This window comes from Streptomyces spongiicola (assembly GCF_003122365.1).
GTDB lineage: Bacteria > Actinomycetota > Actinomycetes > Streptomycetales > Streptomycetaceae > Streptomyces > Streptomyces spongiicola.
Genome location: NZ_CP029254.1, coordinates 4,328,185 through 4,355,003 on the forward strand (window position 1 = coordinate 4,328,185; position 26,819 = coordinate 4,355,003).

Sequence of the window (26,819 nt, forward strand, 5' to 3'; positions counted from 1 at the left end):
CCCCCGCCGCGGTGGCCGTAGGCTGTTTGCGTGCTCTTGCTCGCCGTTGATACCGCCACCCCCGCCGTCACCGTCGCCCTCCACGACGGCGACTCCGTCGTCGCCGAGTCCACCCGGGTCGACGCCCGCCGGCACGGGGAGCTGCTGCTGCCCTCCGTCGACCGGGTCCTGACGACCGCCGGGCTGAAACTCGAGGTGGTCACCGGAGTCGTCGTCGGCGTCGGGCCAGGCCCGTACACCGGGCTGCGGGTGGGTCTGGTCACCGCCGCCGCCTTCGGCTCGGTCCTCGGTGTCCCGGTCCACGGCGTCTGCACGCTGGACGGGCTGGCGTACGCGGCAGGGCTCCAGGAGCCCTTCACGGTCGCCACGGACGCGCGGCGCAAGGAGGTCTACTGGGCGCGGTACGACGGCTCGGGCGCCAGGACCGGCGAGCCCGCGGTCGACCGGCCGGCCGACATCGCCGGGCAGGTCGCCGGGCTCCCCGCGGTCGGCGCGGGTGCCCTGCTCTACCCCGAGGTCTTCCCGGACGCCCGGGGCCCCGAGCACCAGTCGGCGGCCGCCCTCGCCGCGCTGGCCGCGGGGAAGCTGGCCGCCGGCGAGGAGCTGCTGCCGCCGCGGCCGCTGTATCTGCGCCGCCCGGACGCCCAGGTGCCCAGGAACTACAAGGTGGTCACGCCGCGGTGAGCACCCCCGTCCTGCGCGAGATGCGCTGGTGGGACATCGCGCCGGTGCTGGACGTCGAGCGCGAGCTGTTCCCGGAGGACGCCTGGTCCCCGGGCATGTTCTGGTCCGAGCTGGCGCACGCGCGCGGCCCGCGGGCGACCCGCCGCTACGTGGTCGCCCAGGACCCGGCGGACGGGCGGATCGCCGGCTACGCGGGCCTCGCGGCGGCCGGCGGGCTCGGCGACGTCCAGACCATCGCCGTCACACGCGACCACTGGGGCACGGGCCTCGGCGCCCGGCTCCTCACCGACCTGCTCCAGCACGCGACCGCGTGGGAGTGCGAAGAGGTCCTCCTCGAAGTACGGGTGGACAACACCCGGGCCCAGAAGCTCTACGAGCGCTTCGGCTTCGAGCCGATCGGCTTCCGCCGCGGCTACTACCAGCCCGGCGGCATCGACGCCCTCGTGATGCGGCTGCACGTACACGACGCACAAGGAACCCGGAACCATGGCTGACGAACCCCTCGTACTCGGCATCGAGACGTCCTGCGACGAGACGGGCGTGGGCGTCGTCCGCGGGACGACGCTCCTCGCCGACGCCATCGCCTCCAGCGTCGACGAGCACGCGCGCTTCGGCGGGGTGGTGCCCGAGGTCGCCTCCCGCGCCCACCTCGAGGCGATGGTCCCGACCATCCGGCGCGCCCTGGCGGAGGCCGGGGTCACCGCGAGGGACCTGGACGGCATCGCGGTCACCGCGGGCCCGGGCCTCGCCGGTGCGCTGCTGGTGGGTGTCTCGGCCGCCAAGGCGTACGCGTACGCGCTGGGCAAGCCGCTGTACGGGGTGAACCACCTCGCCTCCCACATCTGCGTCGACCAGCTGGAGCACGGCCCGCTGCCCGAGCCCACGATGGCCCTGCTGGTCTCCGGCGGCCACTCGTCGCTGCTGCTCGCGCCCGACATCACCGCCGACGTGCGGCCCATGGGGGCGACGATCGACGACGCCGCCGGCGAGGCGTTCGACAAGATCGCCCGGGTGCTGGACCTCGGCTTCCCCGGCGGCCCGGTCATCGACCGGCTGGCGAGGGAGGGCGATCCCGCGGCGATCGCGTTCCCGCGCGGGCTGACCGGTCCCCGCGACGCCGCGTACGACTTCTCCTTCTCCGGGCTGAAGACGGCCGTGGCGCGCTGGATCGAGGCCAGGCGGCACGCGGGTGAGGACGTACCCGTACGGGACGTCGCCGCGTCGTTCCAGGAGGCCGTGGTCGACGTGCTGACCCGGAAGGCCGTCCGGGCCTGCAAGGACGAGGGCGTCGACCATCTGATGATCGGTGGCGGGGTCGCCGCCAACTCCCGGCTGCGCGCGCTCGCCGAGGAACGCTGCGAGCGCGCCGGGATCCGGCTGCGGGTACCCCGGCCGAAGCTGTGCACGGACAACGGGGCCATGGTCGCCGCGCTCGGCGCGGAGATGGTCGCCAGGAACCGGCCCGCATCGGACTGGGAGCTGTCCGCCGACTCCTCGCTGCCGGTGACCGACCCGCATGTGCCGGGCCGGCCCCACCCGGGCCGTGTGCACGATCACGACCATGTGCACGACCACGACCATGTGCACGACCACGACCATGTGCACGATCACGACCATGTGCACGACCACGACCATGTGCACGACCACGACCATGTGCACGACCACGACCATGTGCACGACCACGACCATGTGCACGACCACGACCATGTGCACGAGATCAGCAAGGACAACCTCTACTCATGACCGTCCTCTGCTCATGACCGTCGTCACCCTGATGTGGGAGGCCAGGGCGGCCTCCGGACGCGGCGGGGAGCTGCTGGAGTGGGCCAGGGCCCAGAGGCTCGGCGCTGCCCCGCTGCGCCGGGAGACCTTCCGGGCGCCCGGTGAGCGGGTGCTGGTGCTGACCTGGTGGGAGACGGACGGCCCGGACGACGAACTGCCCGAGCTGCCCGAGCCGGACAACGGGCTGATCGGCCGCCCGGTGCACCGCTGGCGGTTCCAGTCGCTCGACTTCTCCGAAGCGGACTTCACCGGCGGCTGAGCCGTTGTCAGGCCCGGCGGGCGGTGCCCCGCGGCGTCCCGCGCCCGCCCGGGGTGCCCCGCGGCGTCCCGCGCCCGCCCGGGGTGCCCCGCGGCGTCCCGCGTCCGCCTGGGGTGTTCCGCGGCGTCCCGCGTCCGCCTGGGGTGTTCCGCGCCCGCCCGGGGTGTTCCGCGGGCGTCCCACGTCCGCCCGGGGTGCCCCGCGGCGTCCCGCGCCCGCCTGGGGCGTCCCGCGCCCGCCTGGGGCGACCCGCGTCCGCCCGGGGTGTCCCGCGGGCGTCCCGCGTCCGCCCGGGGTGTTCGCGTCCGCCCCGGGCGACCCGCGGTCCGTCAGACGGGCGCCGGCGCCCCGACCAGCACGGTGGGCGCGCCGGCCACCCGGGTCAGGAAGATCGTGGCCGCGTTCGGTCCGCTCGGCTTCACCCTGCGGCGCAGTTCCTCGGGTTCGACCGCCGATCCGCGCTTCTTGACGGTGAGTGTGCCGACCCCCCGCTCGCGCAGCAGGGCCTTGAGTCTCTTGAGGTTGAACGGGAGTTCGTCGGTGATCTCGTACGCGGTCGCCCACGGCGTCGGGCGCAGCTCGTCGGCCGTGATGTACGCGATCGTCGCGTCGAGCAGGCCGCCGTCGAGTTCCTCGGCGACCTCCGCGACCAGATGGGCGCGGATGACCGCTCCGTCGGGTTCGTAGAGGTAGCGGCCGGTCTTCCGCACGCCCGGATCGGGCAGCCCGCGCCCTGCGAGCCGGGCTCCGGACGGCAGCAGGGTGGCGCGCCGGGACCCCGGCGCGGTGCCGAACCAGAGCACGGCCTCCTTCACGTCCCCGTGGTCGGAGATCCACTCGGCCTCGGCGTCCCCGGGGATCGCCTCGTGCGGGACACCTGGCGCGATCTTGAGCGCAGCGAGGCGCGCCGTCCGAGCCGCGCCCACGGCCCAGGACAGCGGCGGTGAGTACGCCTCCGGGTCGAAGATCCGGCCACTGCCGCCCTTCGGTCCGCGTCCGCGGCCGCCCCCCGGCCGGCCTGCGCGGCGGGCGGGGTCGGCGAAGACGGCGTCGTGGGAGGACGTCCCGACCTCGGTGACATCGGCCCGGCGGACCTCGATCAGCGGGGCCAGCCCCAGCGCCTCTGCGTTGGCCCGGGCGGCTTCGGCGGCGAGCGGGTCGTGGTCCACCGCGAGTACGGAGATCCCGGCGCGGGCCAGCGCGATCGCGTCACCGCCTATCCCGCAGCACAGGTCCGCCACGCTCCGTACCCCGAGTGCCGCGAACCGGGCGGCGCGGTGGGCGGCGACGGACGCCCGGGTCGACTGCTCCACGCCGTTGGGCGTGAAGTACATCCGGTAGGCGTCCCCGGCGCCGAACTTCGCCACCGCCCGCTGCCTCAGCCGCGCCTGTGCCAGCGCCGCCGAGACCAGCCCGGCCGGATGGTCGCGGCGCAGTCTGGTGGCCACGGCCAGCTCCTGTCCCGGGTCGTGGTCCCGGAGGGCGGTGAGCAGGGCCTGCCCTTCGGCGGTGAGCAGAGGGGCGAGGGCGGAGGGCGAGCCGGCGTCGTTCACCCGGCCATTGTCGGCCAGCCGGGGGACGGTGTGCGGCCGGGCGGCGCGGTCGGGCCCTCGTGGGCCCGAGGCGCTGACAGGATGCGACGCCATGCAGCAAGTACGACAAAACGAAAAGAAGACAGCAATTCGGTGCAGACGTACCTGGATGTGCGTGCTGCTCGCCATGGCCGTCGGCTCGGGCTGTGCCGCCGGGGGCGGTCAGGCCACCGGCGGGGCCGGGGCCACCGGCAAGGCGGGCGCGTCCGGCGCCGCCGCTGCTCCCGCGCACGGCCGGGAGCGGGGCCCCTCGGGGGCACCGGGGTCCTCCGGCTCGCCGGGGCGGGAGGCCCGGAAGGGCGGGCCGGCCGGCGAGGGGGACGGCGGAACGGGGACCCGCGAGGACAAGGGCGAGGAGGGAGGCGGGAAGGACTCCGCCGAGGACGGTGGGCGGCGGACCAAGGGCGAGCGCGGCGAGGACCGGGAGCGGGCGGGGGAGAAGGCCGCCGCGGCCGAGGCGCATGCGAAGCGCACGAAGGAGATCCAGGCCGCCCGGGCGGCCGCGGCCAAGCGCTGGGGACTCCGCCGGACGCCGCTTCCCGCGCCTCCGCCGCCCGGCGAGAAGCCGCGGATCACCACCCGGAAGGGCTTCGAGGTCGACCGCCACAAGGGCCTGCCGCCCGTCTTCACCACCGTGCCCACCAAGCAGAAGGTCGTCTTCCTGACGATCGACGACGGTGCGGAGAAGGACCCGGAGCTGCTGCGGATGATGAGCGAACTCCGCATCCCCTACAGCGCCTTCCTCAGCGACTACGTCGTCCGCGACGACTACGGCTACTTCGAGAGGATGCAGGGCCGCGGCGTCTCCCTGCACAACCACACGCTCACCCACCCGTATCTGCCGGCGCTGCCCTACGCGAAGCAGCAGGCGGAGATCTGCGGGCAGCAGGCCGGGATGGAGAAGCGGTTCGGCAAGCGGCCGCGCCTGTTCCGGCCGCCGTACGGCAGTTACAACCGGGACACCCTGCGGGCCGCCGCGTCGTGCGGCGTGAAGGCCGTGCCGCTGTGGGCTGCTGAGGCGTTCCCCGACCACATGGAATGGCGCGAGTGGGACCGGGACCTGCATCCCGGCGACATCATCCTCACGCACTTCCGCGGCAAGGGGGAGTGGAAGGGCAGCATGCCGGACATGATCCGCCAGGTGATGAAGGTCGTCACGGAGAAGGGCTACGCCGTGGCGCGGCTGGAGGACTACGTCTGAGGCCGCCTGCCGCCTGCCGCCTGCCGCCTGCCGCCTGCCGCCTGCCGCCTGCCGCGCGCCGGCCTGCCGCCGGGCCGTCGTGTGCGACGGGCGTGTCGCCTGTCGGCGCCCAGGCCCGGCGGGTGCGGCGGTTGTGGCGGGTGTCGCGGGTGTTGCGGGCCCGGCGGGCCGGGCGGGCCCGCCGGGTGTGGCGGGTGGTGCCGGTGCGGTGGGTGCGGTGGGTCGGGGCGCGGGCGGTTGCCACCCGGGTGCCGCGCGGCGGGCCTGCCGCGTTTCGTCTGGTGCCGCCCGGTTGGGCAGGTGTGACGGATCTGGCAGTTGTGACATGTGTGGGCGGGTGCCGCCGGGGCGTCGTGTGCGACGGGCGTGTCGCCTGTCGGCGCCCAGGCCCGGCGGGTGCGGCGGTTGTCGCGGGTGTCGCGGGCCCGGCGGGTGCGGCGGTTGTCGCGGGTGTGGCGGGTGGTGCCGGTGTGGCGGGTGGTGCCGGTGTGGCGGGTGGTGCCGGTGCGGTGGGTGCGGTGGGTCGGGGCGCGGGCGGGTGCCACCCGGGTGCCGCGCGGCGGGCCTGTCGCGCTTCGTCCGGTGCCGCCCGGGCCGTCGTGCGAGGCCGGAAGCGGGCGCGAGGAGCCGGCTGCCGCTCGGCCGAGGCCGCCCGCGTGGCCGGCGGTACGGGGCCGCCCACGGCGGCTCCCCGCGCCCCCGCCATGGCCCCCACCAAGGCCCCCGCGCCGCCGCCCGCGGCTTCCGCACCCGGGGAGAGGCGTGGCCGAACCGGTCGGCGCGAATCGGCCGAACACGCAGTGCATTGGCACTCCGCTTGACCGAGTGCTAATCCCGGTCATAGTCTCGGCTCTGGCACTCCCCACCGGAGAGTGCCAACACAGCGACGGGCAGGTCCGGCACCCGCGACGACGGATCCACCTGGTCGCCACCTCAGACAGATGAACCCCGTGAGATCTCCGAAGGGGGAGGTCGGATCGTGACGACCACCAGCTCCAAGGTTGCCATCAAGCCGCTCGAGGACCGCATTGTGGTCCAGCCGCTCGACGCCGAGCAGACCACCGCCTCTGGCCTGGTCATTCCGGACACCGCCAAGGAGAAGCCCCAGGAGGGCGTCGTCCTGGCCGTCGGTCCGGGACGCTTCGAGAACGGCGAGCGTCTTCCGCTCGACGTGAAGACCGGCGATGTCGTGCTCTACAGCAAGTACGGCGGCACCGAGGTGAAGTACAGCGGCGAGGAGTACCTCGTCCTCTCGGCCCGCGACGTGCTCGCGATCGTCGAGAAGTAGTTCACCGCAGTTTTGCCCGGAACCGCGCCCCTGGCCCCCGCTGATGATGAAGCCGGGCGGCGAGGGGCGCGGTCCGTCTTGAGAGGACTTGAGAAGCTCCATGGCGAAGATCCTGAAGTTCGACGAGGACGCCCGTCGCGCCCTTGAGCGCGGCGTCAACAAGCTCGCCGACACGGTCAAGGTGACGATCGGCCCCAGGGGCCGCAACGTCGTGATCGACAAGAAGTTCGGTGCCCCCACCATCACCAACGACGGTGTCACGATCGCCCGCGAGGTCGAGATCGAGGACCCGTACGAGAACCTCGGCGCCCAGCTGGTGAAGGAGGTGGCGACCAAGACCAACGACATCGCGGGCGACGGCACCACCACCGCCACCGTGCTCGCCCAGGCCCTGGTCCGCGAGGGTCTGCGCAACGTCGCCGCCGGCGCCTCCCCGGCCGCCCTGAAGAAGGGCATCGACGCCGCGGTCAAGGCCGTCTCCGACGAGCTGATCAGCACCGCGCGGCCGATCGAGGAGAAGTCCGACATCGCCGCCGTCGCCGCGCTGTCCGCCCAGGACCAGCAGGTCGGCGAGCTCATCGCCGAGGCGATGGACAAGGTCGGCAAGGACGGTGTCATCACCGTCGAGGAGTCCAACACCTTCGGTCTGGAGCTGGACTTCACCGAGGGCATGGCCTTCGACAAGGGTTACCTGTCGCCGTACATGGTGACCGACCAGGAGCGTATGGAGGCCGTCCTCGACGACCCGTACATCCTCATCAACCAGGGCAAGATCTCCTCCATCCAGGACCTGCTGCCGCTGCTGGAGAAGGTCATCCAGGCCGGTGCCTCCAAGCCGCTGCTGATCATCGCCGAGGACGTGGAGGGCGAGGCCCTGTCCACCCTCGTCGTCAACAAGATCCGCGGCACCTTCAACGCGGTCGCGGTCAAGGCCCCCGGCTTCGGTGACCGCCGCAAGGCGATGCTGCAGGACATGGCCACCCTCACCGGTGCCACCGTCATCGCCGAGGAGGTCGGCCTCAAGCTCGACCAGGCCGGTCTGGACGTGCTGGGCACCGCCCGCCGGGTCACCGTCACCAAGGACGACACCACCGTCGTCGACGGCGGCGGCAAGAGCGAGGACGTGGCCGGCCGTATCGCGCAGATCAAGGCCGAGATCGAGGCCACGGACTCCGACTGGGACCGCGAGAAGCTCCAGGAGCGCCTCGCGAAGCTGGCCGGCGGCGTGTGCGTGATCAAGGTCGGCGCCGCCACCGAGGTGGAGCTGAAGGAGAAGAAGCACCGTCTGGAGGACGCCATCTCCGCGACCCGCGCCGCGGTCGAGGAGGGCATCGTCTCCGGTGGTGGCTCCGCCCTGGTCCACGCCGTCAAGGTGCTGGAGGGCAACCTCGGCAAGGACGGCGACGAGGCCACCGGTGTCGCGGTCGTGCGCCGCGCCGCCGTCGAGCCGCTGCGCTGGATCGCCGAGAACGCCGGCCTCGAGGGCTACGTCATCACCGCCAAGGTCGCGGAGCTGGACAAGGGCAACGGCTTCAACGCCGCCACCGGCGAGTACGGCGACCTGGTGAAGGCCGGCGTCATCGACCCGGTCAAGGTCACCCGCTCGGCCCTGGAGAACGCCGCCTCGATCGCCTCCCTGCTGCTCACCACCGAGACCCTCGTGGTGGAGAAGAAGGAAGAGGAGCCGGCGGAGGCGGGCCACGGTCACGGCCACGCGCACTGACCCGCAGGGCTCACCGTCCGTCCAGGACACCGGAATGCCACCACTCCCCGGGAGGGGGGTGGTGGCATTTTCCTTGTGCTCCTTGCGTCCCCTGTGCGCGGTGCCCCGAACGGGGTGCCCTGAACGGGGTTCGCCGCCGGCGCCAGGGGGACGGACCGAGCGGCCCTGCCCCTCGCACGGCCGGACAGCCGTTCACCCCCGGACGGTCCCCCGGGCGGCCCCCCGGGCGGCCCCTTCTCGCCGGCTGCGCCTGTGCGCGAGCCCCCGGCGGCCCCGCCGGCCGGACATCCTGCGAAGCCAGGACAACCCGGCGGAGCGGGGCCCGGGGAACCCGGCGGAGACATGCGCGGGCTGTGCGCCGCTCACGCGGGACGCACCGCTCACGCCGCACGCGTCGGTCAGGGCCGTGAGGGCCGTGAGGGCCGGCGGCTCGCGGACTCGCCCGTACCCGGACGGGGGCCCGCTCTCACCCCGTCCGGCGCCGGCCGCCGCCGAGCAGCGAGGGCCTTCTGCGCGCGGCCAGGTCCTCCGCCCAGCCGAAGGCGCAGGCGGCGACCAGCACGGCGGCGAACTCCAGGGCGAGCAGCACCGAAGTGCCGGGTACCGGCCAGCCCGCGAAGCCGTCGGTGCGCTCCTGGAGGGCCCAGACGAAGGGCAGCGCCGGATAGTGCCAGAGGTAGACGGTCACGGCCCGGGCGCTCAGCCGGTCGGAGAACGTACGCAGCCAGGACGCCCGATCGAGCAGCGCGGCACCGGGACGGAACCTCAGCAGCACCACGGCGAAGGCGAGGGAGAGCAGGGTGTTCAGCAACGGGCTGTCGTAGAGGCTCAGCTCGGCGAGGTCGAGTTCGCCGTGCAGGTACCTGATCCACCCCAGACCCGCGACCGCCAGGGCCAGCGCCAGTGCGGCCGCGGCCCGGCCGCTCAGCCGGTCGAGCAGCCCGTCGTGATAGGCGAATCCCGCGAGCCAGCAGGCGAGGTAGACGACGAACGCGGACAGCGGGGCCTCGGAACCGCTCAGCAGGGCAGCGAGCCCGCCCTCGGCGGCCTCGCCCTCCGGCACGTACCAGGACAGGGCCGCGACCCCGGCCACCGCCGCCGCCAGGAGCACCCGGGGCCGGAGCCTGAAGAGGAACAACAGCAGGGGGGAGAGCAGCACGAACCAGAGGTAGGCCCGCAGATACCAGAGCACCGCGCCGAAGGAACCGGCCGTCTCGGTGTCGGTGACCGGCGGGTCCAGCACCGGGACGACCCAGCAGAGCAGCTGCCAGGTGACCGGGAAGGGGGCCCCCGCCGCGCGCGTCTCCCACCACATCACGGGTATCGCGATCGCCGCGAGCAGCCACAGCGGGGGCAGCAGCCGGCGCAACCGCCCGCGGATCACCCGTACCCCGCCGCCGCGGCGGTCGAGCGAGGAGGCCATCAGCGAGCCTCCCAGGACGAACATGATGCCCATCGACGGGAACGCCAGTGTCATCCAGGGAGCGCCCGCGGTGTGCAGCACGACCACCCGGATGACGGCCAGGCCGCGCAGCAGGTCGAGATAGCGGTCGCGTCCCGGGCCGCGGCGGCTCCGCCCGCTTCCCGCAGGGGGTTCGCCTCCGGCTGCCGGCGGCACGGTCGGGGCCTGACTGCGATGTGACACGGGGTTCTTCCTCCTGGGGGAGCCGACGCGTGCGGTCGCGTCGGGCGACGCGCACGGCCCCCGGGGCCGAGGGCTCCGCCACGGTGCAGGAGGAAGGTAAAGGAAGTACTGGAATCGGGTGGGAACGAGGCAGGAAACCCGGTCGGCCGGCTGCCGCGGCCACGCGCCGGCGACCGCGCGTCCTTCGACCGACCGCAACGATGAACGTCGCCGCCGCCGCCACGCGCCGCCGCCACGCGCCGCCGCCACGCGCCGCCGCCACGCGCCGGCGACCGCGTCCGCTATCCGGGGTTCCCGTGTCCGGGGTTCCCGCCACCGCCGGGTGCGCGGCCGGCCGCGTCCGCGGCACCGTCGCCGCCGGCGCGCCCGCCCTCGGGGAGCAGCGAGAGGACGAACCCGGTGACGGCGCCCGCGCCCGCGCGGTCGCGGGCGAACACCGAGCCGCCGTGCGCGTGCACGATGTGCGCCACGATGGCCAGCCCGAGCCCGGATCCCGGCATGCTCCGGGCCTCGGGCGCGCGGTAGAAGCGGTCGAACAGGCGGTCCTCCGGCACGTCCGGGAGTCCGGGCCCCGGTCCCGTACCTCGACCCTGCCCTGTTCGACGCTGATGTCCACCGGGTGGCCCCCGGGGTCGAACTTCGCGGCGTTCTCCACCAGGTTGGCGAGGGCGCGCTCCAGCGCCTGGGGCTGCCCGGACACACGCGACCCGTCGGCCCGGACGGAGATGTCCCGTGCCGCCCTGACCCGGAAGCGCCCGGCCACCCGTTCGGCGAGTTCGGCCAGCGCCACCGGCTCCCTGGCCTCCGGCCGCCGGCTGTCCGTCGAGAGCCGCACCAGTTCGTTCACGAGCTGGATGAGTTCCCTGGACTCGCTCGTGAGGTCTTCGAGAACCCGGGTGCGCGCGTGCGGTGGCAGCTCCTCGAAGCGATGCAGCAGAGCGATGTTGGTGCGCAGGCTCGTCAGGGGGGTGCGCAACTCGTGCCCCGCCTCCTGGGCCAGCCGCCGCTGGTCCTCCCTGGCGCTGGCCAGCCGGTTCAGCATCGTGTCGAAGGCCGCACCGAGCTGCCCCACCTCGTCCCGTCCCGTCGAGGGCACCGGCAGGTCCAGGTGACCGGTGACGGACACCATATGGGTGACCCGGGCCAGCTCGGTGAGCCTGCGGGTGACCCGTCCGGCGACGAACCAGCCGCACACCCCGGCCACGGCCGCGACCCCGGCGCCGACCAGCACGATCCGCCATCTGAGGCCCGAGAGCAGAGTCTCCACCTCTCCCAGTCGCTGGGCGACCTGCACGGCCCCGCGCCCGCCCCCGAGCGAGACCGCCGTGACGCGGACCCGCTCCCCGCCGATCCGCGTCTCGCCGGAGGCCGTCCGCCCCGGCTCCTCCGCGTCGGCCATCGCCCGGTCCGGGTCGGCCACGGGCAGTACCAGGGGGTGGCCCTCGTCCTCGACGCCGCCGTCCGGGCCGAGGGCCTGGACGACGAGGGTGCGGGAGTCGTAGAGCGACTCGTCGAGCCCGGCGTCCTCGTCCGGGTCGGCGAGGACCTCCGGCGTCAGGCCGTCGTGGTCGGCGGTGAAGCCGGCCACGGCGTCCACGGCCCCGCGGAAGTCGTCGTCGGCACGCTCCCAGGTCAGCCGGGCGGCCAGGCCGTGGCTCAGGACCCCCACCCCGGCGGCGACCAGCACCGCGGTCACGGCGAAGAGCACCGAGAAGGTGAGCCGGAGGCTCGGCCGGGGCCTGCGGAGACGGAGCACGGCTACCGCACCGTGTAGCCGACACCGCGCACGGTGTGGATCACACCGGGGCGGCCGGTGCGAGCGAGCTTGCGGCGGAGGTAGCTGACGAAGACGGTCAGGTTCTTCGACGACGGACCGAAGTCGTAGCCCCAGATGCGCTCGTGGATCGTGGCGTGGCTCAGTACCACTCCGCGGTTGCGGAGGAGGAGTTCGAGGAGATCGAACTCCGTGCGCGAGAGGACGACCTCCTCGTCGTCGCGCCACACCCGGCGGGAGGACGGGTCCAGCCGCACGCCGCCCGCCTCCAGAGTGCCCGCGTCCGCCCGGTCCGGGCCGGCCTCCGCGGGCACGCGCCGCAGCAGCGCCCGCAGCCGGGCCAGCAGTTCCGCGGGCTCGAAGGGCTTCACCAGGTAGTCGTCCGCCCCGGCGTCCAGTCCGGCGACCCGGTCCGTGACCTCGACCCGGGCGGTGAGCATGAGGACCGGCGTCCGCACGCCCTGCGCCCGCAGGCTTCTGCAGACCGCCAGGCCGTCCAGCCGGGGCATCATCACGTCGAGGACGATCGCGTCGGGCGAGGAGCCGGCGACGCCTGCGACGGCATCCGGACCGTCGCAGGCGGTGACCACCCGGTAGCCTTCGATCAGCAGCAGGTTCTCGACCGAGGTGCGAAGGGCCCTGTCGTCCTCGGCGAGCAGCACGGTGGGTATCGGCACGCCGCCATGCTCGCACGAGCTCCGGGACGGGACAGCGGCCGTACCGGGGCTCCCGCGGCCGTCACCGGGAGGCCCGCTCCGGATGCCGGGCGGTGTGCGCCTACTTCGGCCCGAACTTGCGGCCCGCCCTGGAGCTGATCCCGCCCAGCAGACCGCGCGGGGCCAGCTTCACCGCGCCCATCAGAGCCTTGTAGCGCGGATCCGGCACCGACAGCGTCCTGCCGCGCGCCAGATCGGCGAGCGCCGACGACACCAGCTTGTCGGCGTCCAGCCACATCCAGCCGGGGATGTTCTCCGTCCCCATCCCCGCCCGCTGGTGGAACTCGGTGCGCACGAAACCGGGGCAGAGGGCCATCAGCCGCACCCCGGTGCCCGCCAGGTCCCGGGCCGCACCCTGGGTGAACTGCACGACCCACGCCTTCGACGCCCCGTACGTACCCCGCGGCACGAAGGCGGCGACCGACGCCACGTTCACCACCCCGCCGCGGCCCCGGTCGCGCATGGGCGTGGTGGCCGCGGCCGTCAGCCGCAGCACCGCCTCGCAGTGCACCTTCAGCATCCTCAGCTCGTCGGACATGGGTACCTCGAGGAACCGGCCCTTGTTCCCGAAACCGGCGTTGTTGACGAGCAGGTCCACCGGACGCCTGCGGTCGTCGAGCCGCTTCTCGACGGAGGAGATTCCGTCGTCCTCGGCCAGGTCGGCGGTCAGTACCTCCGCCTCGATGCCGTGCCGGTCGTGGAGTTCGGTGGCCTGCTCCTGAAGGCGCCCGGTGTCCCGGGCCACCAGGACCAGGTCGTGTCCGTCGGCCGCGAGCCGCCGCGCGAAAGCGGCACCGATGCCCGCGGTCGAGCCCGTGATGAGTGCTGTCGTCATAGGCGGCACGTTAGTGCGCCGCGCGTATGCGCGCCGTGCGAGCCCGGACACGGTGCCGGGCGTCACCCGACCCCACGGGGGAGAAGGTACCGGGGTATCAGCCGGACCGCAGGCGAGAGGAAAACGTTCACAAGCGGTCCCGAAGAGGGCCCGAGCGGTCCTGAGAAGAGCCCGAGCGGTCCCGAGGACCCGAGGACCCGAGGTTCCAACAACCTTAGGTTCCAAGGACCTGAGGAGGACCTGAGCGGGACCGGTATCCGAGCGGGACCGGTATCCGAGCGGGATCCGAGCGGGATCCGACGAAGACCCCGGATCGCAGGCCCCCAGGGTGCGGGCCGTCGTATCCCGGGTCCGGTCCCGGGTCCGGTCAGGTCCTCCTCGGATCCGGTCCCAGGTCCGCCGCGGCGCGGTTCTCCGCGGACCGTTGCCGACACGGGCCCGACGGGAGTACGGTCCCCCGCAGCCCCGCAGCCCCGCAGCCCCGCAGCCCCGCAGCCCCGCAGCCCCGCAGCCCCGCAGCCCCGCAGCCCCGCAGCCCCGCAGCCCCGCAGCCCCGCAGCCCCGCAGCCCCAAGGCGTCTGTCGGATATCCCGTGCCACCCCAAGCACCCCTTATGATCGAGGGGTGATCGAACCCCGTCACCTCCGCGTCCTGCGCGCCGTGGCCGCCACCGGCTCGTTCTCCGCCGCGGCCCGTGAGCTGGGCTGCACACAGCCCGCCGTCAGCCAGCAGATGAAGGCTCTCGAGGCGTCCACGGGCACCCCGCTGCTGGTCCGGACCGGCCGGGAGATGCGCCTCACCCAGGCCGGGGAGGCGCTGGTGCGTCATGCGGCGGGCATCCTCGCCGGGCTCACCGCCGCCGAGGAGGAGGTCGCCGCGATCGCGGGGCTGCGCGCCGGGCGGGTCCGGCTGGTGTCGTTCTCCAGCGGCAGCTCCACGCTGGTGCCCACCGCGCTCGCGGCACTGCGGGCCGCCCACCCGGGTACCCGCGTCTCCCTCGTCGAGGCCGAGCCGCCGCGTTCGGAGGAGATGCTGCGGGAGGGGGACTGCGACGTGGCCCTGGCGTTCCGGTACGGCACCGGAGGCACCGAATGGGCGGACCTCGTCGTGCGGCCGCTGCTGAGCGACCGGCTCACGGTGCTGGTGCCGGAGGGGCACCGCCTCGCGGACGCGGGTTCCGTCTCCATCGCGGACCTGTCCGGCGAGTCCTGGATCGCCGGATGCCCGCGCTGCCGTCGCCAGCTGGTGGCGGTCTGCGAGGCGTCGGGGTTCACCCCCAGGATCGACTTCGCCACGGACGACTACCCGGCCGTGGTCGGTCTCGTCGGCGCCGGTCTCGGCGTCGCGGTGCTGCCGGGGCTCGCGCTGGAGTCGGTCCTGCCCAAAGGGGCCCGGACGGTGGCGGTGGAGCCCCCCGTCCACCGCGAGATCGTGGCGCTGACGCTGCCCGATCTGGCTCAGGTGCCCGCGGTCGCGGCCACTCTGGACCAGCTGGTCGAGGCCGCCGCTCGCTGACGCGCGGCCGACCCGCTCCCGTGCCGGACTCACCTGCGGCGGGCGTCTCCGGTTGCGGCCCGGCCGGGCCTGGTCGCGACCCGGATGCAGGAACGTTTCTTCGCAAGTGTCACAAGTGCCGACGGATCCGGGTCAGCCGTGCGGCGTGCCGCCCGCGCCACCCGCCGGGATCAGCCGGTGCCGCGCCCGCCCCATGAGTTCCTCGCGCTCGTCCTCCGTGAGTCCGCCCCACACTCCGTACGGCTCCCGGACCGCCAGTGCGTGCGCTGCGCACTCCGCCCGTACCGGGCACCGCATGCAGACCTCTTTCGCCGAGTTCTCGCGCGCGCTCCGTGCCGCGCCGCGTTCCCCCTCCGGATGAAAGAAGAGCGAGCTGTCTACCCCACGGCATGCTGCGAGCAGCTGCCAGTCCCACAGATCGGCGTTCGGTCCGGGAAGGCGGGAGAAATCTGCCATAGCGCATGTCCCCTTGTAGCCGTGCTGAGTGGTTCCGGGCTCCGACCGTACATCTACGGTGTAAGTAGATGTAAATATGACTCATTGCGAATCTAGTCGCAGACACCGGTAAATGGGAAGAAATGCAGCTAAATGGGGCATAGCTTCCGTCTGACATGCAGTTGAGCTGTGTCGCTCTCCTCCGTTCACGGCTCCTCACGTAGAGTGCCGAAGGTGCCCGGCCCGCCCGTAACTCTTTCGAGTGACCGTCGTTGAGAGGGCGGAGGCGGTTGAGAGAACCAGCGCTCGGGCAGGGGTCCGGGGGCGTCAACCGCACAGGTGACGATACGTAACCAGCCTGGAGGCTCAAGGTGACGCGCATCAGCTGCGGAGGGCGGCCATGACATCCGTCCTCGTCTGCGACGACTCCCCGCTCGCCCGAGAGGCGCTCCGCCGCGCGGTGGCAACCGTGCCCGGCGTGGAGCGCGTGACGACCGCGGCCAACGGCGAGGAAGTCCTCCGCCGCTGGGGGGCCGATCGCTCGGATCTGATTCTGATGGACGTACGCATGCCCGGACTGGGCGGCGTCGAGACGGTCCGCCGGCTCCTCTCCGCCGACCCCGGAGCCCGGATCATCATGCTCACCGTCGCCGAGGACCTGGACGGCGTCGCGCTCGCCGTCGCCGCCGGTGCCCGTGGATACCTGCACAAGGACGCCTCGCGCGCCGAGCTGCGGGCCACGGTCACCCAGGCCCTCGCCGACCCGACCTGGCGGCTCGCCCCGCGCCGGCTGCGCTCGGCCGAGATGGGCGCGGCGCCGACCCTCACCGCCCGGGAGATCCAGGTGCTCGAGGGTATGAGCCACGGCAGGTCCAACGCCGAGATCGGACGGGAGCTGTTCCTCTCCGAGGACACGGTGAAGACGCACGCCAGGCGGCTGTTCAAGAAGCTGGGTGCCTCGGACCGGGCGCACGCCGTCGCGCTCGGATTCCGCTGGGGCCTGGTCCGCTGAGCGGTGCCGGGCGAAGCCGGGACCGGTCCCGGCGGGGGTACCGGAGGGGCGCGCGGCCGTCGTGCACGGGACGCGCGCCCGCATCCCCGCCGCACGGCCCCCCGCGGCATCGCGGGTCCCGCCCGTCATGCGGTGGGCGGGGCGGCGGCCGGCGGCGGGCACACGTTTGCCGGGCGATGCCGCATCCTTGAGGTGTGGAGTTCCTCGGGGACGATTCGGTCGAGCGCAAGGGGAGGGCGCAGGAGATGAGTTCCGGCGCACCCGCTCATAACGCTTCGGTGCACAAGTACGGACGCGGTGCCACGGAGCAGCGGCAGCCAGGGCACCATGGACCGATGCGTGACGACGAGGCGGCGGCTGCCCCGGGGGCCATCGGTGCCCTCGTCCAGCGTGCCGTCGACGGCGACGACCAGGCCACGCATGATCTGCTGGCCCGGGTGCACCCCCTGGCCCTGCGCTACTGCCGCACCCGGCTGAGCCGGCTGCCCGGTGACGCCCGTCACTTCGTCGAGGACCTCGCGCAGGAGGTCTGCGTCGCGGTCCTCATGGCGCTGCCGCGCTACCGGGACACCGGGCGCCCCTTCGAGGCGTTCGTCTTCGCGATCGCGGCGCACAAGGTCGCCGATCTCCAGCGGGCGGCCATGCGGCACCCCGGCTCCACCGCGGTGCCGTCCGACGAGATGCCGGAGCGGCCGGACGACTCCCTGGGGCCCGAGGAGCGCGCGCTGCTCAGCGACGACGCGAAGTGGGCCAAGAGGCTCCTCGCCAGCCTCCCGGAGAACCAGCGCGAGCTGCTGGTGCTGCGGGTCGCGGTCGGGCTCACCGCGGAGGAGACCGGGCAGATGCTCGGCATGTCGCCGGGGGCGGTCCGGGTCGCCCAGCACCGGGCCCTCAGCAGACTGCGGGCGCTCGCCGAGCAGTAGCGTGGAGGGCGGCGGCTGAACCCTGCGGCCGCCGCGTCCGTACGTACGAACGTACAAAGCTGCTCGGTGATCTTGATCGTGGAACGTGGCGCCTCGGGATCCCGTTAGCATGGACATCCGCACCGATCAAGGCCATTTGGGGAAGGTGTCATGACTGCCTACGTCGACGGAGTGCCCGACAAATTCGCGACACTCGGGCTGACCTACGACGACGTGCTGCTCCTGCCCGGTGCGTCCGACATGGCACCCGACCGGATCGACACCTCCTCGCGCGTCTCCAAGAACGTGCGGGTGAACGTCCCCCTGCTGTCCGCCGCCATGGACAAGGTCACCGAGTCCCGTATGGCCATCGCCATGGCCCGCCAGGGCGGCGTGGGCGTACTGCACCGCAACCTCTCGATCGCCGGCCAGGCCAACCAGGTCGACCTGGTGAAGCGCTCCGAGTCCGGCATGGTCACCGACCCGATCACGGTGCACCCCGACGCGACGCTCGCCGAGGCCGACGCGATCTGCGCCAAGTTCCGGATCAGCGGCGTCCCCGTCACCGACGCGGCCGGCAAGCTGCTGGGCATCGTCACCAACCGCGACATGGCCTTCGAGACGGACCGCTCCCAGCAGGTGCGCGACGTCATGACCCCGATGCCGCTGGTGACCGGCAGGGTCGGCATCTCCGGCGTGGACGCCATGGAGCTGCTGCGGCGCCACAAGATCGAGAAGCTTCCGCTGGTCGACGACTCGGGCATCCTCAAGGGCCTCATCACCGTCAAGGACTTCGTGAAGGCGGAGAAGTACCCCAACGCCGCGAAGGACGGGGAAGGCCGGCTCATCGTGGGTGCCGCGGTCGGTGTCGCGGGCGACGCCTTCGAGCGCGCCCAGGCCCTTGTCGAGGCGGGTGTCGACTTCATCGTCGTCGACACCGCCCACGGCCATTCCAAGCTGGTCGGCGACATGGTCGCCAAGATCAAGTCCAATGCCCCCGTGGACGTCATCGGCGGCAACGTCGCGACCCGCGACGGCGCCCAGGCGCTCATCGACGCGGGCGTGGACGGCATCAAGGTCGGCGTCGGCCCCGGCTCCATCTGCACCACCCGCGTCGTCGCCGGGATCGGCGTCCCGCAGGTCACCGCGATCTACGAGGCGTCCCTCGCGGCCAAGGAGGCGGGCGTCCCGGTCATCGGCGACGGCGGCCTCCAGTACAGCGGCGACATCGCCAAGGCGCTGGTCGCGGGCGCCGACACGGTGATGCTCGGCTCGCTCCTGGCCGGCTGCGAGGAGTCCCCCGGGGAACTGCTCCTCATCAACGGCAAGCAGTTCAAGTCGTACCGCGGCATGGGCTCGCTCGGTGCCATGCAGTCCCGCGGCGACCAGCGCTCCTTCTCCAAGGACCGCTACTTCCAGGAGGGCGTCGCCTCCGACGAGAAGCTCGTTCCCGAGGGCATCGAGGGGCAGGTGCCCTACCGCGGCCCGCTCTCCGCGGTCGTCCACCAGCTCGTGGGCGGTCTGCGCCAGTCGATGTTCTACGTCGGCGGCCGCACCGTGCCGCAGCTTCAGGACCGCGGCCGGTTCGTCAGGATCACCTCGGCGGGTCTCAAGGAGAGCCACCCGCACGACATCCAGATGACGGTCGAGGCGCCGAACTACAGCAGGAAGTAGCGCGGACCGCCGCGGCCCGGCGGCGGCCGCGTTTCCGCGGGGGCGGTTCCGGGGATTCCCGGGACCGCCCCCGGCATGTGTGTCGGGGATACTGGTAGGCGCAGACGTAGAGGGAAAGGCCACACATCGTGACTGAGATCGAGATCGGGCGCGGCAAGCGCGGCCGCAGGGCGTACGCGTTCGACGACATCGCCGTCGTACCGAGCCGGCGCACCCGGGACCCGAAGGAGGTCTCGATCGCGTGGCAGATCGACGCCTACCGGTTCGAGCTGCCGTTCCTGGCCGCCCCGATGGACTCCGTCGTCTCGCCGCGGACCGCCATCCGCATCGGTGAGCTGGGCGGACTGGGCGTGCTGAACCTCGAGGGCCTGTGGACCCGGCACGAGGACCCGCAGCCGCTGCTCGACGAGATCGCCGAGCTGCCCGCCGAGAGCGCGACCCGCCGTCTGCAGGAGATCTACGCGGCCCCGATCCGGGAGGAGCTGATCGGGCGGCGCCTGAAGGAGGTGCGCGACTCAGGCGTCGTCACGGCCGCCGCGCTGTCGCCGCAGCGCACCGCGCAGTTCTCCAAGACGGTCGTCGACGCGGGTGTGGACATCTTCGTCATCCGCGGCACGACGGTCTCCGCAGAGCACGTCTCCGGCGCGGCCGAGCCGCTGAACCTCAAGCAGTTCATCTACGAGCTCGACGTCCCCGTGATCGTCGGCGGCTGCGCCACGTACACGGCGGCGCTGCACCTGATGCGCACCGGCGCGGCGGGTGTCCTCGTCGGCTTCGGCGGCGGCGCCGCACACACCACCCGCAACGTGCTGGGCATCCAGGTGCCCATGGCGACGGCGGTAGCGGACGTCGCCGCCGCCCGCCGCGACTACATGGACGAGTCCGGCGGCCGGTACGTCCACGTCATCGCCGACGGCGGGGTCGGCTGGTCCGGTGACCTCCCGAAGGCCGTCGCCTGCGGCGCGGACGCCGTGATGATGGGCTCCCCGCTGGCCCGCGCGACGGACGCGCCCGGCCGCGGTCACCACTGGGGCATGGAGGCGGTCCACGAGGACGTGCCCCGCGGCAAGCTCGTCGACCTGGGCATCGTCGGTACGACGGAGGAGATCCTCACCGGCCCGTCGCACTCCCCGGACGGCTCGATGAACTTCTTCGGCGCCCTCCGCCGCGCCATGGCGACGACGGGCTACAGCGAGCTGAAGGAGTTCCAGCGTGTCGAGGTGACGGTGGCGGACTCCCAGCACCGGCGCTGACGGCCCGGCCCGGGCGGCACACACGGGAGCGGGCCCGCCGGCAGCCCGCTCTCGGGCCTTTTCGGGCTCAAGGGGCCGCCGGTCCCTTCGACGGGTGGTCGGGCCGGGGCGTGATGAGGCCCGGCGCGTGGTGAGGCCCGTGCGGGGTCGCGGTCGCGCCGGGACCGGGCCCTCCCCCCGCGCGGTCACAGGCGGTGCGCCGCGCCCGCCGGACAGGCCCCCCTGGTGTCCAGGAAGATCTGGGCCTTGACCGCCAGGCCCTGCAGGTCGTACGTGCGGTGGTGCTGGAGCAGCACGGTGAGGTCCGCGGTGGCCGCGGCTTCGTACAGGGAGTCGGCGCGGGGTACGGGGCGGTCGTTCACGCGCCAGTCCGTCACATAGGGGTCGTGGTACCCGACCGAGGCGCCCAGCTCCAGCAGCCGGCGCGCGATCTCGGGGGCGGGGGAGCCCTGCCGGTCGGCGAGGTCCGGCTTGTAGGTGATGCCGAGCAGCAGGACGCGGGCGGCGCGGGCCGACTTGCCGTGCTCGTTCAGCAGGGTCGCGCAGCGCTGGACGACGTAGCCCGGCATGCGCTCGTTGATCTGGCCAGCGAGTTCCACGAGCCGCAGGGATCGGTGCGGCCCGACCGTGCCGACGGGGTGGCCGTGCCCGCCCACCCCCGGGCCGGGACGGAAGGCCTGGAACCCGAACGGCTTGGTCTCCGCGCAGCGGATGACGTCCCAGAGGTCGACGCCGAGGTCGTGGCAGAGCACCGCCATCTCGTTGACCAGGGCGATGTTGACGTGCCGGAAGTTGGTCTCCAGGAGCTTGACGGCCTCTGCCTCGCGCGGTCCGCGGGCGCGGACCACCTTGTCGCTGATCCGGCCGTAGAAGGTCGCCGCCGACTCGGTGCAGGCCGGCGTGAGGCCGCCGATCACCTGGGGGGTGTTGGCCTGGCCGTGGGCGCGGTTGCCGGGGTCGAGCCGGCTGGGGGAGTACGCGAGATGGAAGTCGGCCCCCGCACGCAGCCCGGACCCCTCCTCCAGGATGGGCCGCAGATAGCCCTCCGTGGTGCCGGGTTCGACCGGGGACTCGAGCAGCACGGTGGTGTGCGGGCGCAGCCGGGCGGCCAGCGCCCGGGCGGCCGCGCCGACCGCCGAGAGGTCGAGCCTGCGGTCCGGTCCGGGGGGTGCCGGTGCGCAGATCACCGCGGTGCGCACCCGGCCCAGCTCGGCGGGGTCGGTGGTGGGCCGGAAGCCCCCCGAGAGCATCCGGCGGATCTCCGGCGCGCTGAGGGAGCCGCTCACGGGCGGGCGTCCCGCGGCGAGTTCGGCGGCGGGGCGGGGGTCGGGGTCGTAGCCGACGGTCTTGATGCCCGCGGCTGCCGCGGCCTGGGCGAGGGGCAGTCCGAGGTGGCCGAGTCCGATGACGGCGAGATCTGCGGGCATGGCGGTGGGCCGTCCTTCCCATTAGCCGAGGGGTACGTGACGCGCAAGTCCTGTGGACAGAACGAGCAAGGGCAATGTCAGACTAGGAGTAAATATGACCGTTATGCGGTATTGCGCGCGTCTGGTCGCCCGAGTGTTGTCCACAGGCGGTGGCTGAAGTCCGTGAGTGCGGACAGAATCGAGTGTGTGGGCCCGACCAGCGGGGGCGACGGGAGGCACCGTGAGGACAGCGACGATGGGGCCGGCGCAGCGCGCCGAGGCCCTGGCCGCGATGGCGGAGCGCGAACTGGACGTGCTGGTGGTCGGCGGCGGGGTGGTCGGTGCGGGGACCGCGCTGGACGCGGTCACGCGGGGACTGTCCACCGCGATCGTCGAGGCGCGTGACTGGGCGTCGGGCACCTCCAGCAGATCCAGCAAGCTGATCCACGGCGGGCTGCGCTATCTGGAGATGCTGGACTTCGCGCTCGTGCGCGAGGCGCTCAAGGAGCGGGGACTGCTGCTGGAGCGGATCGCCCCGCACCTGGTGAAGCCCGTGCCCTTCCTCTACCCGCTCCGGCACCGGGGCTGGGAGCGGGTCTACGCCGGAGCAGGCGTCGCGCTGTACGACGCCATGTCGGTGTCCTCGGGCCACGGCCGCGGCCTGCCGGTGCACCGCCATCTCACCCGCGGACAGGCCCTGCGGGCGGCCCCGTGCCTGCGGAAGGACGCCCTGGTCGGCGCACTGCAGTACTACGACGCCCAGATGGACGACGCCCGTTACGTGGCGAACCTGGTGCGCACCGCCGCCGCGTACGGCGCGCTGGCCGCCGGCCGGGCACCCGTCCTCGGCTTCCTGCGCGAGGGGGAGCGGGTCGTCGGAGCCCGGGTCAGGGACGTCGAGACGGGCGAGGAGTACGAGATCCGGGCGAAGCAGGTGGTGAACGCGACGGGAGTGTGGACCGACGACACCCAGGCCATGATCGGCGAGCGCGGGCAGTTCCACGTCCGGGCCTCCAAGGGCATTCACCTCGTGGTGCCCAAGGACCGGATCCACTCGGCCACCGGACTGATCCTGCGCACCGAGAAGTCCGTCCTCTTCGTCATCCCGTGGGGCCGGCACTGGATCGTCGGCACCACGGACACCGAGTGGGACCTGGACAAGGCGCACCCGGCCGCCTCCAGCGCCGACATCGACTACCTGCTGGCGCAGGTGAATTCGGTGCTCGCCGTCCCGCTCACCCGTGACGACGTCGAGGGCGTGTACGCGGGGCTGCGCCCGCTGCTCGCCGGGGAGTCGGAGGCGACCAGCAAGCTCAGCCGCGAGCACACGGTGGCGCATCCGGTGCCCGGTCTGGTCGTCGTGGCCGGCGGCAAGTACACGACGTACCGCGTCATGGCGAAGGACGCGGTGGACGAGGCGGTGCACGGGCTGGACCGCCGGGTCGCGGAGTGTGTCACGGAGGACGTGCCGCTGCTGGGAGCCGAGGGATACCGCGCCCTGTGGAACGCGAGGGCGGGGATCGCGCAGAGGTCTGGCCTCCATGTCGCCCGGGTCGAGCACCTGCTGAACCGGTACGGGTCCATGACCGAGGAACTGCTGGAACTCGTCACGGCCGATCCCGGCCTCGGCCGCCCGCTGACCGGGGCGGACGACTACCTGCGGGCCGAAGTCGTCTATGCCGCCTCCCACGAGGGCGCACGGCACCTCGACGACGTGCTCACCCGGCGGACCCGCATATCCATCGAGACGTTCGACCGCGGCGTGCGCAGCGCCCGGGAGTGCGCCGAACTGATGGCCCCGGTGCTGGGCTGGGACAAGGGGCAGATCGAGAAGGAAGTGGAGCACTACGAGAAGCGGGTGGAGGCCGAGCGCGAATCGCAGTTGCAGCCCGACGACCTGACGGCGGACGCGGCGAGGCTGGGCGCGCCGGACATCGTCCCGATCTAGTGCCGCGTCAGGCGGGGGCCGCCCGTCGGCGGCGGCGCGGAGCGGCGTCCGGTGCGGTGCGTCGCAGGGCGCCGGATCGACCTCGCAGTGGGCCTGCTCGGCTGGTTCGGCTACGCGGCGAGTCGCCGTGCCGGGCGTCGCGTCGGGCGGACATCGCCTGACGCGGCACTGAAATCCTGCGGAATCCCCTTCTCCCGGAGCCTTCCTGACGCTCGGTGGACCCGGGACCGCCACCGGTCCCGGAGTGAGGGAGAATGGGGCTTCTTCCAGGGCGGGTTACCGCATCGCGCGGGCGTGGCGGGCGCGGGCGAGGATCAGGGATCGCAGAGGGGACGCATGTCTGAGGCGAAGCGGGACACGGCACCGGAACCCCTTCGGGACACGCGGCGGGAGGGCGACCGCGCCATCGGCGCGGACACCACGGCGGGTTCGGCCGGGGGGCGGGCCGAGCGCTCGGATGCGGGCTCCGGGTCCGGTGGCGGTGGTCCGTACGGGACCGCCGACCGGGACGGCGCGCGGGACACGGCACCGGAACACCCGCGCGGCACGCCCACCGGCGCCGCCCGTCGCGACGGCGGCGCCGGGGCGGTGCGCGCCTCCGCGTCGGGAGACGCCGGGCCGGGCACCGCGGGTGCCCCGGTCCGGTCCGGCTCCGGTGGCGCGAACGCGCCCCTGGACGGCGGCGGTACGCGTGCGAAGCCCGCGGCCGGGCAGGCGGACCTGATGAAGGACGGTGGTTCTCAGAGCGCGGGCAGGAGTCCCGAATCCGGTGCCGGCGCTCCGGTGGCCGGCGCGGAATCCGGGCCGGCGGCGGAGCGCGCCGACCTCGCGGGGCCCGCGGCGGACGATCGGGGCAGCCGTCCGGCGGCCGGGGAAGGCGCTTCGCGGGGCACGTCCCGCGACGCCGGTACGGACGGCGCGGCCGCCGGCTCCCCGTTCGGCCCGGCGGGGACCGGCCCGGCCGGGTCCGGTGCCGCGAGCGCCGCTGACAGGGCCGGGCAGGGACCCGCGGGGAAGGCGGCGGGCCGGGCGGCTGCCGGACGGGGCGAGCCGAAGACGGCTGCCGCGAAGCCCGGTTCGGCCGCCGGGCCGCGTGCCGCGCAGACCGCGGCGGACCCGGTGCGCCGCGCCCCGACCACCGAAGGGCGGCTGCTGGCCGGCCGCTACCGGCTCGGCGGAGTGCTCGGACGCGGTGGCATGGGCACCGTCTGGCGCGCCGACGACGAGACCCTCGGCCGCACGGTCGCCGTGAAGGAACTGCGCTTCCCCAACAGCATCGACGACGACGAGAAGCGCCGCCTCATCACCCGTACGCTGCGCGAGGCGAAGGCCATCGCCCGGATCCGCAACACCGGGGCCGTGACGGTCTACGACGTCGTCGACGAGGACGACCGCCCGTGGATCGTGATGGAGCTCATCGAGGGCAAGTCGCTCGCGGAGGCCATCCGCGAGGACGGCGTCCTGACGCCCCGGCGGGCCGCCGAGGTCGGACTCGCCGTCCTGGACGTCCTCCGCTCCGCGCACCGGGAAGGCATCCTGCACCGTGACGTGAAGCCGTCCAACGTCCTCATCTCGTCCGACGGCCGGGTCGTGCTCACCGACTTCGGCATCGCCCAGGTCGAGGGCGACCCGTCGATCACCTCCACCGGCATGCTCGTGGGCGCGCCCTCCTACATCTCGCCGGAGCGCGCCCGGGGCCACAAACCCGGTCCGGCCGCCGACCTCTGGTCGCTGGGCGGGCTGCTCTACGCGAGCGTGGAGGGCTGCCCCCCGTACGACAAGGGTTCGGCCATCGCGACGCTGACCGCCGTGATGACCGAGCCGCTCGATCCGCCGAAGAACGCCGGGCCGCTCGAGGAGGTCGTCTACGGCCTGCTGGCCAAGGACCCGGCGCAGCGACTCGACGACGCGGGCGCCCGCGCGCTGCTGCGCGGTGTGGTCGACACCCCGGAGCACCCGGCGGAGCCGGCCCCCTCACCGGAGGCGACCCGGGTCGTCGCCCTGCCTCCCGCCCTGCCCCCCACCGCGCCGGAGCCGCCCGTACCCGCCAGGGAGCGGGCCAGGGAGGCCGCGGACGTGGCGGCCGAGCGGTTCCGCGGAGCGCTGCGCTCCGTGCGGATCGCGGCGAAGTCCGAGGCGGGTGAGCCGGCGGGCAGGGACGGCGCCGCCGGCCCCTCGGCAACGCCCGCGGCCACCCGGACGACCCCCGCTCGGGCGTCGCTCACCGACGTGGTGCCGCGGCGCCGGCTGGTGGTCGTCGCGGTGGTCGCCGTGCTCGCGGTGCTGTCGGTCGTACTCGTCGCCGCGCTGGGTGGGGACGGTGACGAGAGCGGGCAGAGCAGCCCGAAGAGCGACACCGCCTCCGCCGGGGCCGCCGCGGGCGGTGACGCCCGGGGTGAGGACGGCGAGGACGGAAGCGGCCGGGGCGACGGCGGCGAGGGGAGCGAGGCCGGCAAGGCCGACGGCGGGGCCACCGGTGACGGCAGGGCCACGGGCGAGGCCGGCAAGGACGGTGCGGGCGAGGACGCTGCGGGCGAGGACGGCGGAGGCACGGGTGAGGCGCAGCCGTCCGCCGGTACGGGCTCCGGAGCCCCCGCCGGCGGCGCGCTCCCCGCCGGGTACGCGACGGTGGCGAACGATCAGTTCCACTTCACCATGGCGATGCCGAAGTCCTTCCGCCGCACGGGCACCGCGGGCGTGAACTCGGGCGCGATCTTCAGCGCGGACGGCGGTTTCCCGCGCGTCCAGGTGGACTTCACCGACAGTCCCAAGGACGATGCCGCGGCGGCCTGGAACGCCGCGCGGCCCGCGGTGAGCGGCAGCAGTGACGGCTACAAGCACCTCGGTATCAAGTCCGTCGAGTACAAGGGCTATCCGACGGTCGCCGACTGGAGCTTCGAGCGCAACCAGAACGGTGAGCGGGTCCGGGTGCTCAACCGCGGCTTCAAGGTCGACGCGGGACGCGGCTACTCGATCATGATCAGTTGTGCCGCGAGCGAGTGGGAGGGCGCGGAGTGCCGCACGCTCCGGGACACGGCCTTCGCCACGTTCGCCCCGAAGGGCTGAGAGGTTCGGCCCCAAGGACTGGGCAGGCCACGTATCGTGAGAGGCGGTGGACCGAGCGCAGCCGCAAAAGGCCGGTGAGCGACCGGAATTGACGGCTTCGCGCGGCCCA

22 protein-coding genes and 1 pseudogene are annotated in these 26,819 nt (G+C 73.4%); 15 read left to right on the top strand and 8 right to left on the bottom strand.

Annotation, left to right across the window (positions count from 1 at the left end; genetic code table 11):
- Window positions 1–30: 30 nt before the first annotated feature.
- Genes tsaB through DDQ41_RS19220 form a run of 4 tightly spaced genes read left to right on the top strand, consistent with a single transcriptional unit; the run spans window position 31 to window position 2,725 of the window.
- Window positions 31–684 carry a tRNA (adenosine(37)-N6)-threonylcarbamoyltransferase complex dimerization subunit type 1 TsaB gene (gene tsaB, locus DDQ41_RS19205; protein ID WP_109295582.1) on the top strand — a complete coding sequence of 218 codons (654 nt, stop codon included), beginning with the start codon at window positions 31–33 and terminating at the stop codon, window positions 682–684.
- Entirely contained in the window at window positions 681–1,178 is a 498-nt protein-coding gene (rimI, locus tag DDQ41_RS19210) for a ribosomal protein S18-alanine N-acetyltransferase (RefSeq protein ID WP_109295583.1), read from the top strand. The genes tsaB and rimI overlap by 4 nt, the downstream gene beginning before the upstream one ends.
- Window positions 1,171–2,427 carry a tRNA (adenosine(37)-N6)-threonylcarbamoyltransferase complex transferase subunit TsaD gene (gene tsaD / locus DDQ41_RS19215; protein WP_109295584.1) on the top strand — a complete coding sequence of 419 codons (1,257 nt, stop codon included), beginning with the start codon at window positions 1,171–1,173 and terminating at the stop codon, window positions 2,425–2,427. Before rimI ends, tsaD begins: the two co-directional genes overlap by 8 nt.
- 13 nt (window positions 2,428–2,440) lie before the next feature.
- Window positions 2,441–2,725, top strand: coding sequence for a hypothetical protein (locus DDQ41_RS19220; RefSeq protein ID WP_109295585.1), 285 nt, complete (start codon window positions 2,441–2,443; stop codon window positions 2,723–2,725).
- A 329-nt stretch (window positions 2,726–3,054) separates the two neighbouring features.
- On the opposite strand, the gene DDQ41_RS19225 is transcribed toward DDQ41_RS19220, so the two are convergent.
- Window positions 3,055–4,371, bottom strand: a complete 1,317-nt coding sequence (locus tag DDQ41_RS19225) for a class I SAM-dependent methyltransferase (protein ID WP_109295586.1) — start codon at window positions 4,369–4,371, stop codon at window positions 3,055–3,057.
- Between the two features lie 55 nt (window positions 4,372–4,426).
- Here DDQ41_RS19225 and DDQ41_RS19230 point away from each other — a divergent pair, with 55 nt between their 5' ends.
- From DDQ41_RS19230 to groL, 3 genes are all read left to right on the top strand, one after another.
- Window positions 4,427–5,518 (top strand): polysaccharide deacetylase family protein, encoded by a 1,092-nt coding sequence (locus DDQ41_RS19230; protein ID WP_109295587.1) that lies wholly within the window; start codon window positions 4,427–4,429, stop codon window positions 5,516–5,518.
- Between the two features lie 979 nt (window positions 5,519–6,497).
- A complete protein-coding gene (groES, locus tag DDQ41_RS19240) occupies window positions 6,498–6,806 on the top strand; it encodes a co-chaperone GroES (protein ID WP_017949608.1) in 309 nt (102 codons plus the stop codon).
- 100 nt (window positions 6,807–6,906) lie between these two features.
- Window positions 6,907–8,529: a chaperonin GroEL gene (gene groL, locus DDQ41_RS19245; RefSeq protein ID WP_109295589.1), complete on the top strand. Its 1,623-nt coding sequence runs from the start codon at window positions 6,907–6,909 to the stop codon at window positions 8,527–8,529.
- A 466-nt stretch (window positions 8,530–8,995) separates the two neighbouring features.
- Here the strand turns inward: groL and DDQ41_RS19250 are convergent, their stop codons facing one another.
- From DDQ41_RS19250 to DDQ41_RS32570, 3 genes and pseudogenes are all read right to left on the bottom strand, one after another.
- Complete coding sequence (locus DDQ41_RS19250) at window positions 8,996–10,174, bottom strand: acyltransferase (RefSeq protein WP_262508501.1); 1,179 nt, start codon at window positions 10,172–10,174, stop codon at window positions 8,996–8,998.
- Between the two features lie 281 nt (window positions 10,175–10,455).
- Window positions 10,456–10,728 (bottom strand): sensor histidine kinase, encoded by a 273-nt coding sequence (locus DDQ41_RS32565; RefSeq protein WP_262508502.1) that lies wholly within the window; start codon window positions 10,726–10,728, stop codon window positions 10,456–10,458.
- 329 nt (window positions 10,729–11,057) lie between these two features.
- A pseudogene (locus DDQ41_RS32570) lies at window positions 11,058–11,303 on the bottom strand (HAMP domain-containing protein); the annotation flags it as partial.
- Here DDQ41_RS32570 and DDQ41_RS32575 point away from each other — a divergent pair.
- Window positions 11,304–11,948: a hypothetical protein gene (locus DDQ41_RS32575; RefSeq protein WP_262508503.1), complete on the top strand. Its 645-nt coding sequence runs from the start codon at window positions 11,304–11,306 to the stop codon at window positions 11,946–11,948.
- Here DDQ41_RS32575 and DDQ41_RS19260 read toward each other — a convergent pair.
- Together DDQ41_RS19260 and DDQ41_RS19265 are read right to left on the bottom strand one after the other, a co-directional pair.
- The gene (locus tag DDQ41_RS19260; RefSeq protein ID WP_109295591.1) at window positions 11,933–12,625 is read right to left on the bottom strand and encodes a response regulator transcription factor; all 693 of its coding nucleotides are present in this window, start codon (window positions 12,623–12,625) and stop codon (window positions 11,933–11,935) included. The two genes, DDQ41_RS32575 and DDQ41_RS19260, sit on opposite strands and share 16 nt — an antisense overlap.
- 100 nt (window positions 12,626–12,725) lie before the next feature.
- Window positions 12,726–13,499, bottom strand: a complete 774-nt coding sequence (locus DDQ41_RS19265) for an SDR family NAD(P)-dependent oxidoreductase (protein WP_109295592.1) — start codon at window positions 13,497–13,499, stop codon at window positions 12,726–12,728.
- A gap of 624 nt (window positions 13,500–14,123) precedes the next feature.
- On the opposite strand from DDQ41_RS19265, the gene DDQ41_RS19270 reads away from it, so the two are divergent.
- Window positions 14,124–15,014 carry a LysR family transcriptional regulator gene (locus DDQ41_RS19270; RefSeq protein ID WP_109295593.1) on the top strand — a complete coding sequence of 297 codons (891 nt, stop codon included), beginning with the start codon at window positions 14,124–14,126 and terminating at the stop codon, window positions 15,012–15,014.
- A 132-nt stretch (window positions 15,015–15,146) separates the two neighbouring features.
- On the opposite strand, the gene DDQ41_RS19275 is transcribed toward DDQ41_RS19270, so the two are convergent.
- Window positions 15,147–15,470, bottom strand: a complete 324-nt coding sequence (locus DDQ41_RS19275) for a WhiB family transcriptional regulator (protein ID WP_109295594.1) — start codon at window positions 15,468–15,470, stop codon at window positions 15,147–15,149.
- A 379-nt stretch (window positions 15,471–15,849) separates the two neighbouring features.
- On the opposite strand from DDQ41_RS19275, the gene DDQ41_RS19280 reads away from it, so the two are divergent.
- The 4 genes from DDQ41_RS19280 (at window position 15,850) to DDQ41_RS19295 (ending at window position 20,290) form a co-directional block, all read left to right on the top strand.
- A complete protein-coding gene (locus DDQ41_RS19280) occupies window positions 15,850–16,461 on the top strand; it encodes a response regulator transcription factor (RefSeq protein WP_003948568.1) in 612 nt (203 codons plus the stop codon).
- 335 nt (window positions 16,462–16,796) lie between these two features.
- Window positions 16,797–17,384, top strand: a complete 588-nt coding sequence (locus DDQ41_RS19285; protein WP_109295595.1) for a sigma-70 family RNA polymerase sigma factor — start codon at window positions 16,797–16,799, stop codon at window positions 17,382–17,384.
- A 150-nt stretch (window positions 17,385–17,534) separates the two neighbouring features.
- Window positions 17,535–19,037 (top strand): IMP dehydrogenase, encoded by a 1,503-nt coding sequence (gene guaB / locus DDQ41_RS19290; RefSeq protein ID WP_109295596.1) that lies wholly within the window; start codon window positions 17,535–17,537, stop codon window positions 19,035–19,037.
- 128 nt (window positions 19,038–19,165) lie between these two features.
- Window positions 19,166–20,290 carry a GuaB3 family IMP dehydrogenase-related protein gene (locus tag DDQ41_RS19295; RefSeq protein WP_109295597.1) on the top strand — a complete coding sequence of 375 codons (1,125 nt, stop codon included), beginning with the start codon at window positions 19,166–19,168 and terminating at the stop codon, window positions 20,288–20,290.
- Window positions 20,291–20,475: 185 nt separating this feature from the next.
- Here the strand turns inward: DDQ41_RS19295 and DDQ41_RS19300 are convergent, their stop codons facing one another.
- Window positions 20,476–21,717 carry a nucleotide sugar dehydrogenase gene (locus tag DDQ41_RS19300; protein ID WP_109295598.1) on the bottom strand — a complete coding sequence of 414 codons (1,242 nt, stop codon included), beginning with the start codon at window positions 21,715–21,717 and terminating at the stop codon, window positions 20,476–20,478.
- A gap of 220 nt (window positions 21,718–21,937) precedes the next feature.
- Here DDQ41_RS19300 and DDQ41_RS19305 point away from each other — a divergent pair, with 220 nt between their 5' ends.
- Window positions 21,938–23,644, top strand: a complete 1,707-nt coding sequence (locus DDQ41_RS19305) for a glycerol-3-phosphate dehydrogenase/oxidase (RefSeq protein WP_109295599.1) — start codon at window positions 21,938–21,940, stop codon at window positions 23,642–23,644.
- A gap of 336 nt (window positions 23,645–23,980) precedes the next feature.
- Window positions 23,981–26,710: a serine/threonine protein kinase gene (locus DDQ41_RS19310; RefSeq protein ID WP_109295600.1), complete on the top strand. Its 2,730-nt coding sequence runs from the start codon at window positions 23,981–23,983 to the stop codon at window positions 26,708–26,710.
- The last annotated feature ends 109 nt before the right edge of the window (window positions 26,711–26,819 follow it).

Excerpts from the sequence above, each read along its gene's own strand:
- tsaD (WP_109295584.1), top strand. The coding sequence starts at position 1,171 with ATGGCTGACGAACCCCTCGTACTCGGCATCGAGACGTCCTGCGACGAG.
- DDQ41_RS19220 (WP_109295585.1), top strand. The coding sequence starts at position 2,441 with ATGACCGTCGTCACCCTGATGTGGGAGGCCAGGGCGGCCTCCGGACGC.
- DDQ41_RS19225 (WP_109295586.1), bottom strand. The coding sequence starts at position 4,371 with ATGGCGTCGCATCCTGTCAGCGCCTCGGGCCCACGAGGGCCCGACCGC.
- DDQ41_RS19230 (WP_109295587.1), top strand. The coding sequence starts at position 4,427 with ATGTGCGTGCTGCTCGCCATGGCCGTCGGCTCGGGCTGTGCCGCCGGG.
- groL (WP_109295589.1), top strand. The coding sequence starts at position 6,907 with ATGGCGAAGATCCTGAAGTTCGACGAGGACGCCCGTCGCGCCCTTGAG.
- DDQ41_RS32575 (WP_262508503.1), top strand. The coding sequence starts at position 11,304 with ATGGGTGACCCGGGCCAGCTCGGTGAGCCTGCGGGTGACCCGTCCGGC.
- DDQ41_RS19265 (WP_109295592.1), bottom strand. The coding sequence starts at position 13,499 with ATGACGACAGCACTCATCACGGGCTCGACCGCGGGCATCGGTGCCGCT.
- DDQ41_RS19275 (WP_109295594.1), bottom strand. The coding sequence starts at position 15,470 with ATGGCAGATTTCTCCCGCCTTCCCGGACCGAACGCCGATCTGTGGGAC.
- DDQ41_RS19280 (WP_003948568.1), top strand. The coding sequence starts at position 15,850 with ATGACATCCGTCCTCGTCTGCGACGACTCCCCGCTCGCCCGAGAGGCG.
- DDQ41_RS19285 (WP_109295595.1), top strand. The coding sequence starts at position 16,797 with ATGCGTGACGACGAGGCGGCGGCTGCCCCGGGGGCCATCGGTGCCCTC.
- guaB (WP_109295596.1), top strand. The coding sequence starts at position 17,535 with ATGACTGCCTACGTCGACGGAGTGCCCGACAAATTCGCGACACTCGGG.
- DDQ41_RS19300 (WP_109295598.1), bottom strand. The coding sequence starts at position 21,717 with ATGCCCGCAGATCTCGCCGTCATCGGACTCGGCCACCTCGGACTGCCC.
- DDQ41_RS19310 (WP_109295600.1), top strand. The coding sequence starts at position 23,981 with ATGTCTGAGGCGAAGCGGGACACGGCACCGGAACCCCTTCGGGACACG.